This is a genomic window from Streptomyces sp. NPDC043870, assembly GCF_056435785.1.
The window spans coordinates 360,430-377,375 of the sequence record NZ_JBWKDT010000002.1 but is presented as its reverse complement, the minus strand read 5'-3'; the positions used below and the strand labels follow the sequence as shown (position 1 = coordinate 377,375).

At 71.7% G+C, this 16,946-nt stretch carries 14 protein-coding genes; 8 read left to right on the top strand and 6 right to left on the bottom strand.

Annotation, left to right across the window (positions count from 1 at the left end; genetic code table 11):
* Nucleotides 1–12: 12 nt before the first annotated feature.
* The 3 genes from AC0699_RS04165 to rsmH all read right to left on the bottom strand — a co-directional run bounded on the left by AC0699_RS04165 (nucleotide 13) and on the right by rsmH (nucleotide 3,536).
* Nucleotides 13–1,962, bottom strand: coding sequence for a peptidoglycan D,D-transpeptidase FtsI family protein (locus AC0699_RS04165; RefSeq protein ID WP_478655338.1), 1,950 nt, complete (start codon nucleotides 1,960–1,962; stop codon nucleotides 13–15).
* Nucleotides 1,963–1,966: 4 nt separating this feature from the next.
* Nucleotides 1,967–2,470 (bottom strand): cell division protein FtsL, encoded by a 504-nt coding sequence (ftsL, locus tag AC0699_RS04160; protein WP_478655510.1) that lies wholly within the window; start codon nucleotides 2,468–2,470, stop codon nucleotides 1,967–1,969.
* Between the two features lie 82 nt (nucleotides 2,471–2,552).
* Nucleotides 2,553–3,536: a 16S rRNA (cytosine(1402)-N(4))-methyltransferase RsmH gene (rsmH, locus tag AC0699_RS04155; protein WP_478655336.1), complete on the bottom strand. Its 984-nt coding sequence runs from the start codon at nucleotides 3,534–3,536 to the stop codon at nucleotides 2,553–2,555.
* A gap of 308 nt (nucleotides 3,537–3,844) precedes the next feature.
* Between rsmH and AC0699_RS04150 the strand changes: the two genes are divergently transcribed.
* The 4 genes from AC0699_RS04150 (at nucleotide 3,845) to AC0699_RS04135 (ending at nucleotide 9,411) form a co-directional block, all read left to right on the top strand.
* Nucleotides 3,845–4,387, top strand: a complete 543-nt coding sequence (locus tag AC0699_RS04150; RefSeq protein ID WP_478655334.1) for a beta-class carbonic anhydrase — start codon at nucleotides 3,845–3,847, stop codon at nucleotides 4,385–4,387.
* Between the two features lie 202 nt (nucleotides 4,388–4,589).
* Nucleotides 4,590–5,645 carry an AAA family ATPase gene (locus AC0699_RS04145; protein WP_478655331.1) on the top strand — a complete coding sequence of 352 codons (1,056 nt, stop codon included), beginning with the start codon at nucleotides 4,590–4,592 and terminating at the stop codon, nucleotides 5,643–5,645.
* Entirely contained in the window at nucleotides 5,645–6,997 is a 1,353-nt protein-coding gene (locus AC0699_RS04140; protein WP_478655329.1) for a DUF58 domain-containing protein, read from the top strand. The genes AC0699_RS04145 and AC0699_RS04140 overlap by 1 nt, the downstream gene beginning before the upstream one ends.
* Nucleotides 6,994–9,411: a transglutaminase TgpA family protein gene (locus AC0699_RS04135; protein WP_478655326.1), complete on the top strand. Its 2,418-nt coding sequence runs from the start codon at nucleotides 6,994–6,996 to the stop codon at nucleotides 9,409–9,411. Before AC0699_RS04140 ends, AC0699_RS04135 begins: the two co-directional genes overlap by 4 nt.
* Nucleotides 9,412–9,759: 348 nt before the next feature.
* Here the strand turns inward: AC0699_RS04135 and AC0699_RS04130 are convergent, their stop codons facing one another.
* The 3 genes from AC0699_RS04130 to AC0699_RS04120 form a co-directional block, all read right to left on the bottom strand.
* A complete protein-coding gene (locus AC0699_RS04130) occupies nucleotides 9,760–10,152 on the bottom strand; it encodes a DUF3040 domain-containing protein (RefSeq protein WP_478655324.1) in 393 nt (130 codons plus the stop codon).
* A gap of 279 nt (nucleotides 10,153–10,431) precedes the next feature.
* Nucleotides 10,432–11,190 (bottom strand): methyltransferase, encoded by a 759-nt coding sequence (locus AC0699_RS04125; protein ID WP_478655321.1) that lies wholly within the window; start codon nucleotides 11,188–11,190, stop codon nucleotides 10,432–10,434.
* A gap of 93 nt (nucleotides 11,191–11,283) precedes the next feature.
* Nucleotides 11,284–11,823: an SAV_6107 family HEPN domain-containing protein gene (locus AC0699_RS04120; RefSeq protein WP_478655318.1), complete on the bottom strand. Its 540-nt coding sequence runs from the start codon at nucleotides 11,821–11,823 to the stop codon at nucleotides 11,284–11,286.
* Between the two features lie 163 nt (nucleotides 11,824–11,986).
* Between AC0699_RS04120 and AC0699_RS04115 the strand changes: the two genes are divergently transcribed.
* The 4 genes from AC0699_RS04115 (at nucleotide 11,987) to AC0699_RS04100 (ending at nucleotide 16,937) form a co-directional block, all read left to right on the top strand.
* The gene (locus AC0699_RS04115; RefSeq protein ID WP_478655315.1) at nucleotides 11,987–12,844 is read left to right on the top strand and encodes a PP2C family protein-serine/threonine phosphatase; all 858 of its coding nucleotides are present in this window, start codon (nucleotides 11,987–11,989) and stop codon (nucleotides 12,842–12,844) included.
* Nucleotides 12,845–12,898: 54 nt separating this feature from the next.
* The gene (locus AC0699_RS04110) at nucleotides 12,899–13,846 is read left to right on the top strand and encodes an MASE1 domain-containing protein (RefSeq protein ID WP_478655313.1); all 948 of its coding nucleotides are present in this window, start codon (nucleotides 12,899–12,901) and stop codon (nucleotides 13,844–13,846) included.
* Nucleotides 13,847–13,921: 75 nt separating this feature from the next.
* Nucleotides 13,922–14,878 carry an ATP-binding cassette domain-containing protein gene (locus AC0699_RS04105; protein ID WP_478655311.1) on the top strand — a complete coding sequence of 319 codons (957 nt, stop codon included), beginning with the start codon at nucleotides 13,922–13,924 and terminating at the stop codon, nucleotides 14,876–14,878.
* A complete protein-coding gene (locus tag AC0699_RS04100; protein ID WP_478655309.1) occupies nucleotides 14,850–16,937 on the top strand; it encodes a YhgE/Pip family protein in 2,088 nt (695 codons plus the stop codon). The genes AC0699_RS04105 and AC0699_RS04100 overlap by 29 nt, the downstream gene beginning before the upstream one ends.
* Nucleotides 16,938–16,946 lie beyond the last annotated feature (9 nt).

Sequence of the window (16,946 nt, the reverse complement as noted above, 5' to 3'; positions counted from 1 at the left end):
GTTCCTCCCGGGTCACGGGCCGGGTTCGAAGGTGACCGGAAGCCGGGCGGGGGCACTGCCGGTCGGAGCGACCTGCAGGGTCTTGAGGGCGAACTCCATGACCTTCTTGTAGATGGGTCCGCAGATCTGGCCGCCGAAGTAGCTGCCCCTGGTCGGGTTCTGGATGGCGCAGTACACGGTGACCTGCGGACTGTCGGCCGGTGCGAAGCCCGCGAAGGAGGCGGTGTAGCCCTTGTAGCGGCCGAGCTTCGGGTCGACCCTGTTCGCCGTGCCGGTCTTGCCCGCGACGCGGTAGCCCGGGATCCGGGCCCTGGTGCCGGTGCCCTCCTCGTCGCCGACCACCGACTCGAGCATGGTGGCGAGGGTCTTCGCGGTCTTCTCGCTGACCACACGGGTCTTCTTGGGTGCGGGGGCCGGATCGAAGCGCCCGCCGGGGCCCCTGGTGCCGCGGACCAGGGTGGGTTCGATGCGTACGCCGCCGTTGGCGATGGTCGAGTACACCGAGGCGGCCTGCATCGCATTCAACGACAGTCCCTGGCCGAACGGAATCGTGTACTGCTGCGAGGTGGACCAGTCCTGGGGCTTGGCGAGGATGCCGGGGGTCTCGCCCGGGTAACCGAGCCCGGTCGGGCTGCCGATGCCGAACTTCCGCAGGTATGAGTGGAGGACCCTGTTGGCCTCCGGCTGGGTGTCGCCGAGCTGGCCGGTCGCGAGGATCGTGCCGATGTTGCTGGACTTGGCGAGCACGCCGTTGAGCGTCAGGTACCAGGTGGGGTGGTCGATGTCGTCCTTGAAGAGCCGGTCTCCGCGGTGGAGCCGGTTGGGGACGGTGACATGGGTGCCGGGCGTGGCGGCCCGCTCCTCCAGCACGGCGGCCATGGACATGACCTTGCTGGTGGAGCCGGGCTCGTACGCGTCCTGGAGAGCGGCGTTGCCCATGGCCGCGGTGTTGGCCTGGGAGAGATCGTTGGGGTTGAAGCCCGGGGCGTTGGCCATCGCCAGGACCTCTCCCGTCCTGGTGTTCTGCACTATCACGTAGCCGCGGTCCGCCTTGGACTTCGTCACCTGCTCGTCGATCGCCCGCTGGGCGGCCCACTGGATGTCACGGTCGATGGTGAGCTCGATGTCGGAGCCTGGGACGGCAGGCGTCTCGCGGGTTCCGGCGGTGGGCACCCGCCGGCCGCCGGACTGGGCGTACGAGATCTTTCCGTCCTCGCCGGCGAGATCCTTGTCGAACATGGACTCCAGGCCGCCGGCACCGCGGCCGTCGGCGTTGACGTAACCGAGTATCCCGGCGGCGAGATCGCCGTTGGGGTAGACGCGTTTGCTGCTGGCCTCCCGGAAGACACCCGCGAGGACGTCGGCGCCGGGACCGCCTTCGGCCTTGTCCGCTCTGGTCTTCCTGGCGAAGGCGCTCTTGAGGTCCTTGATCTGGTTCCAGACCTGCGGCGTCTGGCGGCGGGCCAGGACGGTGTAGCGGGACTTGGGGGCCTTCAGTCTGTTCGCGAGCTCGGCGGCGTCCTGGCCGAGGATAGGCGCGAGCAGCGCGGCGGCCTGCTCCGGCGCGTCCGGGGCCTTGCTCTCCTCGGGCGTGAACATCTGCGGGTCGGCGGTGATGTCGTACGCGTCGACACTGGTGGCGAGGGCGATCCCGGAACGGTCGGTGATCTCGCCGCGCTCGGCCGCCAGCTTGTGGCTCATGTACCGGTTCTTCTCCGCCTGGGCCGCGTATGTGCCGGCGTCGACGGCCTGCACCTGGAGCAGCCGGACGACGAACACCAGCAGGACGAGGGTGAAGGCAAGGCTGACCAGCCGCAGCCGGGGGCGGGGGCTGCCGAGCCGGATGTGCCGGGGCCCGGCGGTGGGGCGGGGCCGGCGCTGGGCGGGACGGCTGCGGTTCGCGGAGCCGCCGGGACGCGCGGGGCCCGGCACACGGCGGCGCGGTGGTTCCTTGAGGGGCACTGCGTCACCTGCCGGGGGTCGTGGGGGGCGGCTTCGGCGTACCGGACGCGGGGGGCTCGGCGGGGGGCTCGGCAGCCGGCTTGGCGGGGGGCTCGGCGGCCGGCTCGGCGCGGGGCTCGGTGGCCGGCTCGGCAGGCGGCTTGACGGGGGCCTCGGCAGGCGGCTTGACGGGGATCCGTACGGCGGACGGGTCGGCCTTGGCCTTCTTCGGCTTCCCGCGGACCGTGCCGTCCGGGCCGAGGAAGGCGGGGCTGCCGCCGGGCACCATGCCGAGCTCGCGGGCCCGCCGTTCCAGCGCGTCGGGGGCGGAGCGGCCGTCCACGTCCCGCTGGAGCGCCTGTTCCTCGTCGGTGAGTTCGGTGGTCTTCTTCTTGAGCTCGCTCAGCTTGAACGAGCCCTCGTTGAGGGAGGTGTTGAGCAGCAGCAGGGTGATCAGGCCGCCGCCGAGCAGTACGACGACCAGCAGGACGAAGGGGGTCCGGGCCGCGGTGCTGGGCCCGGACGGCATGAGCCGTGCGAGCCGCGCGGCCCGCCCCTTGAGCTGTCCGGCGCCCGTCCTCACCGCTCGCCCTCCCTCGCCGCGGCTGCTGTCACCGCTCGTCCTCGCGGATGCGCTCCGCGCCGCGCAGCCGTGCGGGCGCCGCCCGGCGGTTCTCGGCGACCTCTTCCTCCGTGGGCAGTTCGGCGCCGCGGGTGAGGAGCTTCAGCCGGGGCTGGTAGCGCTCGGGGACGACGGGCAGGCCGGGTGGCGCGGTGCTGGCCGCTCCCGCCGCGAAGACCTGCTTGACCAGCCGGTCCTCCAGCGAGTGGTACGAGAGGACGGCGATCCGGCCGCCGACGGCGAGGGATTTCACGGCAGCCGGGACGGCCCGTTCCAGGACCGTCAGCTCGCCGTTCACCTCGATGCGCAGGGCCTGGAAGGTGCGCTTGGCGGGGTTGCCGCCGGTGCGCTTTGCGGCCTGCGGCAGGGCGTCGCGGATCAGCTCGACGAGCCGGGCGCTGGTGGTGAACGGCTCCTTCTCCCGCTCCCGCACGATGGCCGCGACGATCCGCTTGGCCTGCTTCTCCTCGCCGTACGCGCGCAGGATCCGCACCAGCTCGCCCGGTGGGTAGGTGTTGAGGACCTCGGCGGCACTGACCCCGGTCGTCTGGTCCATGCGCATGTCGAGCGGTGCGTCCTGGGCGTAGGCGAAGCCGCGGTCGGCCTCGTCGAGCTGCATGGAGGAGACGCCGAGGTCGAAGAGGACGCCCTGGACACCGGTGATGCCGAGCCGGTCGAGGACGTCCGGCAGCTCGTCGTAGACGGCGTGCACGAGGGTGGCGCGGTCGCCGAACGGGGCGAGCCGCTCGCCGGACAGCCGCAGCGCTTCCTTGTCCCGGTCGAGCGCGACGAGCCGTACGTCCGGGAAGCGGGTGAGCAGGGCCTCGCTGTGTCCGCCGAGGCCGAGGGTGCAGTCGACGACGACCGGCTCCCGGCCCTCGGCAGGGGGGACCGCACCGGGCTGCCGCTCCAGGGCGGGCGCCAACAGGTCCAGGCACCGCTGGAGCATCACCGGGACGTGTCGCTGGCTCAATGCGCCCTCTCAGGTCCGGCGCGGGCGGAGGCCGGGCCGTACGTTTTGCCGCACGCGCGGGGAAATCGCGGAAATGTGCAGGAAGTGTCCGTGAACTGCGCGTCACTTTAGTCCACTGACCGGGCCGGTCAATCAACCGGCTGGCGCGTCGCACAGGCCGTCCGGCACCGCGGCCGCAATCGGGACAGCTCACCCATATGGGCCTCGCCCGCTCACGCCTGTGGGTTACCTCACAACAGGCGACATTGACGTTCTTTGTCCGCTCTCACAGCGAGCCACGGGCGGTCGTGGCCACTACCTTCATAGACATGTCGACCTCCGCAAACCTCCCCGCAGACGCCGCCCTCGCGCGCGGCACGGTCACCGACCGGCTCGTCGAAGCGAACACGCGCTACGCCGCGGGCTTCGCCGACCCCGGGATGGACGCGCGACCCGTGCTGCAGGTCGCCGTGGTGGCGTGCATGGACGCCCGGCTCGATCTGCACGCAGCGCTGGGCCTGGAGCTGGGTGACTGCCACACCATCCGCAACGCCGGCGGTGTCGTCACCGACGATGTGATCCGCTCGCTCACGATCAGCCAGCGCGCGCTCGGGACCCGCAGCGTGATACTCATCCACCACACGAACTGCGGTCTGGAGAGTCTGACCGAGGACTTCCGGCACGAGCTGGAGGACGAGGTGGGGCAGCGGCCGGCCTGGGCGGTGGAAGCGTTCCGCGACGTCGACCAGGATGTACGGCAGTCGATGCAGCGGGTGCGCACCTCGCCGTTCCTGCTGCACACCGACGATGTCCGCGGCTTCGTCTTCGACGTCACGAGCGGCCTGCTGCGGGAGATCGACCCTGCTGTGTGAGCCGCGAAGGACAGCAACCAAAGACAGCAACCCCTGACATATCGCGCCCAGTTATCCACAGGCGAGTGACACGAAGCGGTAACGGCAACAAGAATGCGGGGGTGACACCTCTACGGAACCGACCGGAGGGGGTGTCCGTGTTTTGGGGTGGGCCGTGCCGTAAGCAGCGCATCGGCCCATGGAACGGGCCGAGGAGGGCCGGGTGACGACCTATGACGATCGAGCGAGCCTCACAGATCTGACCACCACAGCGGAGCGTGTCCGCAGGTCGGTGGAGAGTGTGATCGAGGGCAAGCCTGAGGTCGTACGGCTTTCGCTGACAGTGTTGCTGGCCGAGGGACATCTGCTCATCGAGGATGTGCCGGGCGTGGGCAAGACGATGCTGGCCAAGGCGCTGGCACGCTCCATCGACTGCTCGGTACGGCGTATTCAGTTCACGCCGGACCTGCTGCCGTCGGACATCACGGGTGTGTCGATCTACGACCAGCAACGGCGGGACTTCGAGTTCAAGCCGGGCGCGATCTTCGCGCAGATAGTGATCGGCGACGAGATCAACCGCGCGTCGCCCAAGACTCAGTCGGCGCTGCTGGAGTCGATGGAGGAGCGGCAGGTCACCATCGACGGGCAGACGTACGAACTGCCCCATCCCTTCATGGTGGTGGCCACGCAGAATCCGGTGGAGATGGAGGGCACGTACCCGCTGCCCGAGGCGCAGCGCGACCGCTTCATGGCCCGGGTGTCGATGGGGTATCCGACCCCGGAGGCCGAGTTCCAGATGCTCGATGTGCACGGTGAGATGTCGCCGCTCGACGATCTGCAGCCGGTGGCGCACGCCCACGACATGGTGAAGCTGATCGACGCGGTGCGCACGGTCCATGTCGCCGACTCCGTGCGCCGGTACGCGGTGGAACTGGTCGCCGCCACGCGCAACCACCCCGATCTGAGACTGGGGGCGTCGCCGCGCGCCACGCTGCATCTGCTGCGCGCCGCGAAGGCCTCGGCCGCCCTCAGCGGCCGGGACTACGCCCTGCCGGACGATGTGCAGTCGCTCGCGGTGCCGGTGCTGGCGCACCGGCTGCTGCCCACCGCTCAGGCGCAGCTGAACCGCCGCACCGCCGAGCAGGTCGTGCAGGAGATCCTGCAGCGCACGCCGGTACCCACCTCGGGCTCGGACACCGGATACGGCGACGCGGGCCGGCAGGTTCCCGGCGGCGGCGCGCTCTACGGCCAGCAGCGGCCCGGCGTCCGGCGGCTCTGATGGCGGCCGGGAGCCCTGCCGCCGGCGATGAGGAGAAAGGCGGTCTGCGGGCGGCTCTCGGCGGGCTGACCACACGCGGCCGTTCCTTCCTGGCGGCCGGTGTGGCCGCGGCTGTGTGCGCCTATGTGCTGGGGCAGGGCGATCTGCTCCGGGTCGGGATGCTGCTTGCCGTGCTGCCCCTGATCTGTGTGGCCGTGCTGTACCGCACGCGCTACCGGGTGGCGGGCAGCCGCCGGCTGTTCCCGTCCCGGGTACCGGCCGGGTCCGAGGCGCGGGTGCATCTGCGGATGGACAACGTCTCGCGGATGCCAACGGGTCTGCTGATGCTGCAGGACCACGTGCCGTACGTGCTGGGGCCGCGGCCCCGGTTCGTGCTGGACCGGGTGGAGGCGGGCGGCCGCCGCGAGGTGTCGTACCGGGTCCGGTCGGATCTGCGCGGGCGCTATCCGCTCGGACCGCTGCAGCTGCGGCTCACGGACCCGTTCGGGATGTGCGAGCTGACCCGCTCCTTCAGCGCCTACGACACGCTGACCGTCATCCCGCGGACCGAGCCGCTGCCGCCGGTGCGGCTGTCGGGCGAGGCCGCCGGGTACGGCGACGGTCGCCAGCGGTCACTGGCCCTGGCCGGTGAGGACGACGTGATTCCGCGTACGTACCGGCACGGGGACGATCTGCGCCGGGTGCACTGGCGCTCCACCGCGCGCTACGGCGAGCTGATGGTCCGGCGCGAGGAACAGCCGCAGCGGGCCAGGTGCACGGTGCTGCTGGACACCCGGCGGGTCGCCTACCAGGGCGCGGGCCCCGACTCGGCCTTCGAGTGGGCGGTGTCGGGCGCGGCCTCGGTACTGGTGCACATGCTGGAGCGGGGTTTCTCGGTCCGGCTGCTGACGGACACGGGGACGTCGGTGCCCGGCGAGGGAACCGACGGTTTCGCCGGGTCCACGCAGGAGTCCGCCGAGTCGGCCGGGCTGATGCTGGACGCTCTCGCGGTGGTGAACCACTCGGACGGAGCGGGGCTTTCGCGCGCGTACGACGTGCTGCGCGGCGGGAACGAGGGGCTGCTGGTCGCCTTCGTCGGCGATCTGGACGAGGAGCAGGCCGCGGTCGCGGCCCGGATGCGGCAGCGCAGCGGTGCCGCGGTCGCCTTCGTCCTGGACAGCGGCCCCTGGGTGACGGGCGGCGCGCTGGACGACGCCGTCGAGGAACGGCTGCGGAGGCTGCGCGAGGCCGGGTGGACGGCGGTCGCCGTCCCGCCCGGCGGGGCGCTGCCCGATCTGTGGCGGCAGGCCGCCCGCGAGCGGACCGACACCGCCGCGGCCGGTACGACAGGTCTTTCTGGGGGATGGTCATGAGCGGTCGCGGAAGGCTCGCCCTGTGCGCCTTCGCCGCCACGCTGATGGCGGCGTGCGCACTGCTGCCGCTGGTCGATCCGTTTACGTGGATGCTTCAAGCCGCCTTCCTGGTGGCAATGGTCAGCGGGGCCGGCGCGCTGGCCCGGCGGGTGCCGCTGGCGCGGCCGCTGACCGTGGCCGCCCAGGCGGTCCTCGTGCTGCTCATGCTCACCCTGGTCTTCGCCAGGGAGCAGGCCGTCATCGGACTGATCCCGGGACCCGACGTCTTCACCCGCTTCGCCGACCTGCTGTCCGCGGGCGCCGGTGACGTGGGTCAGTACGCGATCCCGGCGCCGGCCACCGAAGGCATCCGGCTGATGCTGGTCGGCGGGGTGCTGGTGATCGGGCTGGCGGTGGACGCGCTCGCGGTGACCTACCGCAGTGCCGCCCCGGCCGGTCTGCCACTGCTCGCGCTGTACTCGGTGGCCGCCGGGCTGTCCGGCGGCGGCGCGAGCTGGCTGACCTTCCTGCTGGCGGCTTCGGGCTATCTGCTGCTTCTGCTGGCCGAGGGCCGGGACCGGCTCTCCCAGTGGGGCCGGGTGTTCGGCGGCGCTCCGCCGCGCGGTGCGGCCGGGTTCGACACGGGCGAAAGGCCGGCGCAGGCGCCGGTGCGTACCGGCCGGCGGATCGGCGTGGTCGCGCTGGGCGTCGCGCTCGTCGTCCCGGCGGCGTTGCCCGCTCTGGGCAGCGGGCTGCTCGGCAACACCGGCGCCGGTACGGGAGAAGGCCCGGGCGGCGGCACGATCAATGCGGTGAACCCGGTGGTGACGCTGCAGGACAGCCTCAACCAGCCCGAGGCCCGCGAGTGGCTGAAGTACAAGACCAACGCGGGCTCCACGGGCGACATGTATCTGCGGATCATGGCGCTGGATCAGTTCGACGGCGGCGCGTGGAAGTTCTCGGTGCGCAAGGTCACCGACATCCCCGACCGGCTCCCCCGGCCGGACGGTCTGAGCCAGAGCGTCAGCACGACCGAGATCAGGACGAACGTGTCCGCCGCGGAGTCGTACAAGCAGGGCTGGCTGCCGATGCCGTATCCGGCGACCGAGGTGGAAGTCGGCGGGAACTGGCGCTTCGACCCCGCCAGGCGGACCATCGTCGGCGACCACAAGCAGACGACCGGCGGACTGCAGTACTCGGTCAGCAGCCTCCAGGTGAAACCGACGGCGGAGCAGCTCGCCCGGGCTCCCAAGGCCCCCGCGTCGGTGCTGCGTGAGTACGCGAAGGTGCCCGACTCGCTGCCTGCCGACGTGCCGGCCACGGCGCGCCAGGTGACGAAGGGCGCGACGAACGACTACGAGCGGGCCGTAAAGCTCCAGGACTACTTCGCCGTGAACGGCGGCTTCACCTACGACACCGAGGTGGACTCGGGCGGTGGCGTCCAGGCGATCTCCCGCTTCCTGCAGAACAAAGAAGGTTTCTGCATCCACTTCTCGTTCTCCATGGCCGCGATGGCACGGACCTTGGGGATCCCGGCGAGGGTCGCCGTGGGCTTCACCCCCGGTACGCCCAGTGCGGGCGGGGCGATGTCGGTCAGCAACCGCGACGCCCACGCCTGGCCCGAGCTGTACTTCGAGGGTGTGGGGTGGACGAGGTTCGAGCCGACGCCGACCCGGGGCAGTGTCCCCGACTACACCCGTCCCGGCACCCCGTCGGGCGGTCCGACGAGTCCGGCGGAGCCGGAGCCGAGCGCTTCCGTGGCGCTGCCCGCCGTCCCGTCGCAGTCGGACAGCTGCTCGCCGCAGGACCGCCGGCTCGGGGAGTGCGGGGCCGCGGCGCCGCAGGACGTGCTGCCGCCCACCGAGGAGGGAGTGTCGCTGCAGACGATCCTCCTGTGGAGCGGTGCGGGGGCCGCCGTGGTGCTCATACCGCTGCTGCCGCTGCTGTGGCGGCTGCGGGTACGGACCCGCCGGCTCGGCTCCGACGGGCGTACGCCCGAGGACGCCGCCGCCCGGACCCTGGCGGCCTGGGAGGAGATCGCCGACACGGCCTGGGACCACGGCATCCTGCCGGACGAGTCGCAGACGCCGCGCAAGGCCGCCGCGCGCATCGTGCGGCTCGGTCGCCTGGAGGGCGCGCCCGCCGACTCGGTGCACCGAGTGGCCCACGCGGTCGAGCAGGTGCTGTACGCGCCGAACCCCCGGCCCGGCGCGGGCCTGGCCGACGAAGTGGGACGGGTCCGTACGGGGCTGACCGCCTCGGCGACCCGGGGGACGCGGCTGCGTGCCCTGTTCCTGCCGCGCTCGACGGTCCGGTTGGCGTGGGCGTTCTCGGAGCGGTGGAACGCGTTCTCGGACCGATGGACGGCTGCCCGGCGCCGCCTTGTGGACCGTTGGACGGCACAGCTGCGCAGGCCGTCCCGGCAGCGCGGCTGACGAGGGGCGGCTTCCGGCCGGGTGGGGTCGCCCCCGCCCGGCCGGGGCAGCCCGCGATGCCCAGTGCGGCGCGGGCGCCGGGGGGGGTGTGCTCGGGACCAGGCACGCTGTGGGACACGCTGGGGGATTCCCGCCTCCCCATCGGACGGAGCCCCGCCTCCCCGTCGGACGGAGCCCCGAGGAAGCCGTGCGTTCCGGTGCCGCAGACGTCCCGCCGACAGGCGCGTGGGCACACTCCATGTACGCCAAACGGGTGAGGGACAACCGCTGGCGTCGCGGTTGTCCCTCACCCGTTTACGCGTGCGCTCGTACGGCTCACAGCGCCCGTACGGCGAAGATCAGATGGGCTCAGTGGCCCTGCTCGTCGCGGCGGCGCTGCCACCGCTGCTCGATCCGGTCCATCATCGACCGGCGCTGCCTGGGCTGTCGGCCTGTGGCCTGGGCCCCGGGGCCGCCGTGCTCACCCGGCTTGGGCGCTTTGCGCCAGCCGGTGACCGCGAGGACCGCACAGCCGAGCATGACGAGGAAACCCACCACGCTGAGCCAGATCTGCACGGTGACCATTCCGGCCATGAGGAGCGCGATACCCACCAGGAAGCCGACGACCGCCTGGTAGACCCGTCGCCGGGTGTACGTACGCAGCCCGCTTCCCTCAAGCGCTGTCGCGAACTTGGGATCTTCGGCGTACAGCGCTCGCTCCATCTGCTCGAGCATTCGCTGCTCGTGCTCCGAGAGCGGCACGGAGTCCTCCTAGTCGTCGGTCGCTGGGGGCGACCGGTACGCGGCCCTTTCAGGATAGGCAGGGAATCGCCCCCGTGAAACCCGCCCAATGCCCAATTGCCTTCGGGGCCGCCATGCCGGATCGACTGCTGAGGCCTTGATTCCCCAACCGCCTGTCCGTCATGCCGGATGGTGTCCCCCGATCATACGGGGCGAACGTCCCGATCGGGTGGCCTGTGGCGTACTCCATCTGCAGCTGCGCCCCTGATCAGCGGCTGGCAGCGACGGGGCGGCGACAGCTCAGCCTTGCTTCTCGCCCAGAACGTGGAGCTGGGTCGCGACCGAGTGGAACGCGGGCAGCTCGGCGGCCGCCTCCTCCAGCTTGAGCAAGGCGTCCAGGGCGCCCGGCTCGGTGTCCACGAGGACGCCAGGAACCAGGTCGGCGAAGACCCTGACGCCGTGTACGGAACCGACCGCCAGGCCCGCCCCGGCGACCAGCTCGGTGAGCTGCTCGGCGGTGAAGCGGCGCGGCACCGGGTCGCCCTGGCCCCAGCGCCCCGCCGGGTCGCTGAGCGCGTGGCGGGCTTCGGTGAAGTGCCCGGCCAGGGCTCTGGCGAGGACGGCACCGCCGAGTCCGGCCGCGAGCAGGCTGAGCGATCCGCCGGGGCGCAGCGCCTCCACCGTGTTCCGCACGCCTTCGGCGGGGTCGTCGACGTACTCCAGCACGCCGTGGCACAGGACCGTGTCGAAGCCCTCTCGCTCGACCACGTCGAACAGCCCGTGGACATCACCCTGAACGCCGCGCACGCGGTCGGCGACCCCGGCCTCGGCAGCACGTCGCTCCAGCGCGAACAGCGCGTTGGGGCTGGGGTCGACGACGGTGACACGGTGACCGAGCCGGGCGGCGGGCACCGCGAAGTTGCCGGACCCGCCGCCGGTGTCGAGCACGTCCAGGGCGTCCCTCCCGGTCGCCTTGACCCGGCGGTCCAGGGCGTCCGTGAGGACCTCCCAGACCACGGCGGTACGAAGGGAGGCGCGGGGGCGCAGCTGGTCCGACACGGCAGTTGACTCCTCGGCGCGGTGCCGCCCCGGCTGACGGGGCGTGAACGATGCAGGCTCGCTCCACCCTATTGCCTCAACCGGGCGTCCCCGTCATCCCGCGGCTTCTCCCTTCCCCGGCTGCTCGGGCCGGGGCTGCGGCAGCGCCGGCTGGAGCACCAACAGCCGCTCGACCAGGCGCACGAACATGGCCACGTCGCGCAGCAGATCGTCGGCGTCACGGGCGCTGGCCGCGCCCTGAATGCCCGCCTCCGCGCGCGCCCTGCGCCGGGCGCCGGAGGCGAACAGCGCACTCCACTCCGTGAGCTCCGGGGCTATCTCGGGGAGCACTTCCCAGGCGGACCGTATCCGCGTCCGGCGGCGCGGGCCGGTCTCGGGCCGGCCACGGGCGGCGAGCACGGCCGCGGCGGTGCGCAGCGCGGCGAGATGGGCGGTGGCGTACCGCTCGTTGGGCGTGTCCAGGGTGGCGGCCTCGTCGAGGCCCGCCCGCGCCTGGCCGAGCAGGTCGAGTGCTGCGGGCGGCGCCGAGGAGCGTCGCAGCACGGGGTGGACATCGCTCGCGGGACCGGTCAGTGAGGGGGCAGGGCCGCCTGTGCGGAGCCGGCGTGCGGCAGCGGCGTAGGAGCTGGCCATGACGAACCTCCTGTCGTCGTGTGACGGCACTGTGGCCGTATGTGTCCATCGTGGACGCCACCACTGACAATCGGCTCCGACCTGGCCTTTTCCCTGTGGAGGTGGTGCGGTCGGGTGCGGGCTAAGGTGATTCGTGGAGTACGCGCGAACCTTCGGAGCAGTCATGCGCGGAGATCGCAGTGACTCGCCCGACAGTGCGCAGGCCTTGCTGGTCACCCTCGGGCGGCTCGTGGATCAGGCCCTGGAACGGATCAAGGTCCAGCGGGCGCGGGTCGAGCTGGCCATGGCCCTGCAGCGCCATATGCTTCCGCCCGAGCTCCCGCAGGTGCCCCTGCTGCGCATCGCGGGCCGCTACGCGCCCTCGCGGGACGGGCTGGACGTGGGCGGGGACTGGTACGACGCGTTCGTGATGGCGGACGGCTCGATCGCGGTCGCCATCGGCGATGTGCAGGGCCATGACGTGGAGGCCGTCGCGTTCATGGGGCAGGTCCGCACCAGCCTGCGGGCCCTCGCCGGGGCGACGAGCGATCCGGGAGAGGTGCTGAGCCGCGCCAACGACCTGCTGCTCTCGATGGGTTTCGGCCTCTTCGCGACCTGCTGCTTCCTGCGCTTCGACCCGGTCAGCGGCCGTCTCGCGATCGCCCGCGCCGGCCATGTCCCGATGGTGTGGGCCACGGTCAACGGCCGTGCGGGCATCGCACTCGACAACGGCGGCCCGCCCCTCGGCATCGTGCCGGACGAGAAGTACCCGGTGACCCGGCGGCGGCTGAAGGAGGCCGGGGTGCTCGTCCTGCTGACGGACGGAGTCGTGGAAGGGCCGTCGTACCCGATGGAGGACGGTCTGGCGGAGGTGGCCCGGCTGGTGAACGCCCGGGTCGGCGACGACGATCCCGACAGGCTGGCCTCCGCCGTCATCGAGGTGGCCGAGCTGACCGGCCACAGCGACGATGCCGCCGTCCTGGTCGCCCGGTACGACGGTCCTCCTCATCCGCAGGAGCAGTACGCGGACGATCCCTGGTAACCGCTGTGCGCCACCTGAGTCGCCGCGGGCCCGTCGGCGGCGCAGACTGCTGGAGTGCGCAACGAGGAGATCCGGAGTTACGGCTCCGCGGCGCTGCGGATCCTCGCTGTGGCCGCCGCCTACTACGGCTCCGCACGGCTGGGGCTCATCCAGCAGCTGGTGCGCGGCCAGGTCACGCCGCTCTGGCCTCCGACGGGCCTGGCCCTGGCCGGCCTGCTCTTCTTCGGCCTGCGGTGCTGGCCGGGCATCGCGCTCGGCGCCTTCCTGGTCAATGTGTCGATCGGCCCGTCATTGGCGGCCGTCCTGGGCATCACCGCCGGGAACACCCTGGCGCCGGTGTGCGCATATCTGCTGCTGCGCCGTGCGGGCTTCCGCGAGGACCTGGACCGGCTGCGGGACGGACTGGCGCTGGTCTTCCTCGGTGCACTGGGCGGGATGCTGATCAGTGCGACCGTGGGCAGCGGCGTGCTCCTGCTCGCCGGGGCTCTGGAGCCGTCCAATTTCTGGCCCGCCTGGTCGGTGTGGTGGACAGGGGACGCGATGGGTGTCCTGGTGGTCACCCCGTTCCTGCTCGTGCTCCGCAGGGCCCGATGGCCCCGGGATGTCCCTCTCCGCCGCTGGGCCGAGGCGGGGGCGCTGACGCTGTGCACGCTCATCGCCACTCTCCTGGCGACCAGAACCGCCAGCCCGTCCCTGCTCTTCCTGGTCTTCCCGGTCCTGATCTGGGCCGCGTTCCGGTTCCAGCTGGCCGGGGCGGCGCCGTGCGCGCTGGTGGTGTCGACGCTCACGATCCTCGCCGCGGCCCGCGAGGTGGGCCCGTTCGCGGGTCAGGACCTGTTCGCCAACATGGTCACCTTGCAGGCCTTCAACGGCGCCACGGCACTGACGGCACTGCTCCTCGCGGCCGTGATCACCGAGCGGAACGAGACCCATGAGGAGATCAAACGCGTGTGTGCACGGCTCGCCGAGATGGTGGCGGGCATCGAGCCGGACCAGCGCTGACGGCCCCGATTTTGCTTCGGTCGCAGGTCCCGGGTAACTTTTGCACTGACCAGTCAGTTCAAAAGGGGAGGCTGCGTGGACAGCCCGCACGGGGCGGCGGTCGGCGCCGAGGACTTCGGACTCAGAGGCCCGCGAGGCTGGGCGTTTCGCGGGGTGAGCGTCCAGGCCGGGCCCGGCTCGCTCGTCGCGATCGAGGGCCCGTCCGGCTCGGGCCGCACCTGCCTGCTGCTCGCGCTCACCGGCCGGATGAAGCCCACCGAGGGCCACGCGGAGATCGGCGGGCTGCGGCTGCCGCGCAAGATGGCGGCCGTACGCCGTGTCGCCGCGCTCGGCCCGGTGCCGGGCGTCAGCGAGCTCGACCCGGCGTTGACCGTCGACGAGCATCTGCGTGAGCGTGCACTGCTCCAGCGGCGGTTCGACGGCTCGGTCCGCGCGCTGCTCAGGCCACGGGCGGAGCGGTCCGCGGCCGCGCGGAGCCGTATCGAGGCGGCGCTGGACACCGCGGGCCTCGACCTGGACACCCTGCCGAAGGCGGGGCGCACGGCCGTACGGGATCTGGAACGGCTGGAGGCGCTCCGCCTCTCCGTGGCCCTCGCGCTGATCGGCCGGCCCCGGCTGCTGGCCCTCGACGACACCGATCTGAAGCTCTCCGACGCGGACCGGACGGAGGCGTGGGAGCTCCTCCGCGGCGTCGCGGCGAACGGCACGACGGTGCTGGCCGTGTGCAGCGAGGCCCCGCGGGACGCGGTCGTGATCCGTACGGGTACGAACGCGGCCGAGGCATCCGGCGCCCCCGTGAAGCCCGGGCCCACCGTGAAGCCCGCGGCACCCGAGGCCGAAAAGCCCGCGGAGCCCGAGAATCCCGCGAAGCCCGCAGGGGACACGGAACCCGCTGAGTCCGCGGAGCCCGCAGGGGACACGAAGCCCGCAGGGGACACGGAGCCGTCGACCGGCACGCCCGCGGCCACCACGCACGAAGACGACACCGAGGAGGGGGCGGCCGATGCGCTCGCCGAAACTGGCCGCGCTTGAGCTGAAGCGCTTCGGCAGGGGCAAGCTGCCGCGGGCCGCGCTCGTCGCGATCCTGCTGCTTCCGCTGCTCTACGGCGCCCTGTATCTGTGGTCCTTCTGGGACCCGTACAGCCGTCTCGACCGGATTCCCGTCGCACTCGTCAACGACGACAAGGGCGCCACCGCGGCCGGCAAGAAGATCACCGCCGGTGACGACATCACCGACGGCCTGCGCGAGAGCGAGGTCTTCGAGTGGCACGAGGTGAGCGCCGGGGAAGCCCGCAAGGGCGTCGAGGACGGCACGTACTACCTCTCGCTCACCATGCCCGCCGACTTCAGCAAGCGCATCGCCTCCGCCTCGGGCGACGCCCCGGAGACCGGCGCGCTGGAGGTGCGGACGAACGACGCGAACAACTACATCGTCGGGCAGATCTCCCGGTCGGTCTTCTCCGAGGTGCGCAAGTCGGCTTCGAAGAACGCCTCCCGCTCCTTCCTCGACAAGATCTTCATCTCCTTCTCGGACATCCATGACGCGACCGAGAAGGCCGCAAAGGGCGCCGACGAGCTGAAGGGCGGGATCGGCAAGGCCAAGAAGGGCTCGAAGGACCTCGCCAACGGCCTGGAGAACGCGAAGAACGGCAGCGGAAAGCTCGCGGGCGGCATCACCCGGCTCAACAAGGCCGCCGGCGAACTGGAGACGGGCACGGCGACGCTCGCCGGCAAGACCCAGCTGCTGGCCGACAAGGTCAACGGGATCGCCGCGGACGTCCGTCCGTACCTCAAGGACAACGGCAAAATGGTCGGCGATACGGCGCGCCTCGTCGAGGACACCTCCGGGGCGGCCCGGAACAGTCTGAGCCTGCTGGTGAAGACCGCGCCGGGCGCGGCGGCCACCGCCCACAAGGCCGCCGACGACCTGGCGGCGATCCACAAGGCACGCTGCGAGGACGCCCTCCTCCCCGACGCGACCGCCTGTCCCGCCCTGGAGCGCGCCAAGACCGCCTCGGCGAACGCCGCCGCGATCGCCGACGACGTCAACGCGCTCATCAAGGACAACGACAGCAGTCTGAAGCAGCTCGACACCCATCTGAAGAACCTCCAGAAGCAGGCGAAGGCCCTGGCGGACCGCTCCCCGTCCCTGGACGAGGACGTCGAGTCCGCCGTCGCCAAGATCAACGCGCTCAACACCGGCGCCCACAAGATCGCCAAGGGAGCGGGCCAGATCCACACCGGGCTGACCAGCGCCCAGACGGGCTCCACCGACCTCGACTCCGGAGTCGGCCGGCTCAAGAACGGTGCCAACGACCTGGACGGCGGCATGTTCAAGCTCGTCGACGGCTCCGGCGAGCTGGCCGGCGGTCTCAACGACGGCGTCGGCAAGATCCCCGACTACGACAAGAAGGACCGCGACCGCCGTACGGACGTGATGGCCGATCCGGTGCAGCTTGCCTCCCAGTCGCTGCACAAGGCGGACAACTACGGCACCGGCTTCGCCCCGTACTTCATCCCGCTCTCCCTCTGGGTGGGCGCGATGGTGGCGTACATGCTGATCCAGCCGCTCAACCGGCGCGCCCTCGCCGCCGGAGCATCCGCCTGGCGGATCGCCCTGGCCGGCTGGCTGCCCGTGGCCGCGATCGGTCTGCTCCAGGTCGCCGCCCTGATGTCGGTGCTGCACTGGGGCCTCGGCCTGCGGATGGCCCGCGCCACCGGGACCGTCGGCTTCCTGGCCCTGGTGGTGTGCTGCTTCGCCGCGATCATCCAGTGGCTCAACGCCCGCTTCGGGGCGGCCGGCCGGATTCTCGTCCTGGCGGTGCTGATGCTCCAGCTGACCTCGGCGGGCGGCACCTATCCCGTGCAGACGAGCCCGGCGTTCTTCAACGCCATCCACCCCTTCCTGCCGATGACGTACGTCGTCGAGTCGCTGCGCCGGCTGATCACGGGCGGCGGAATCGGCCCGGTCTGGCAGGCCACGGCCGTACTGGTCGCCTTCACCCTCGGAGCTCTCGCGCTGACCGCCGTATCGGCGCGGCGCAAGCAGGTGTGGACGTTCGACCGTCTTCATCCCGAGCTGAGCCTGTGAGAGCTGCCG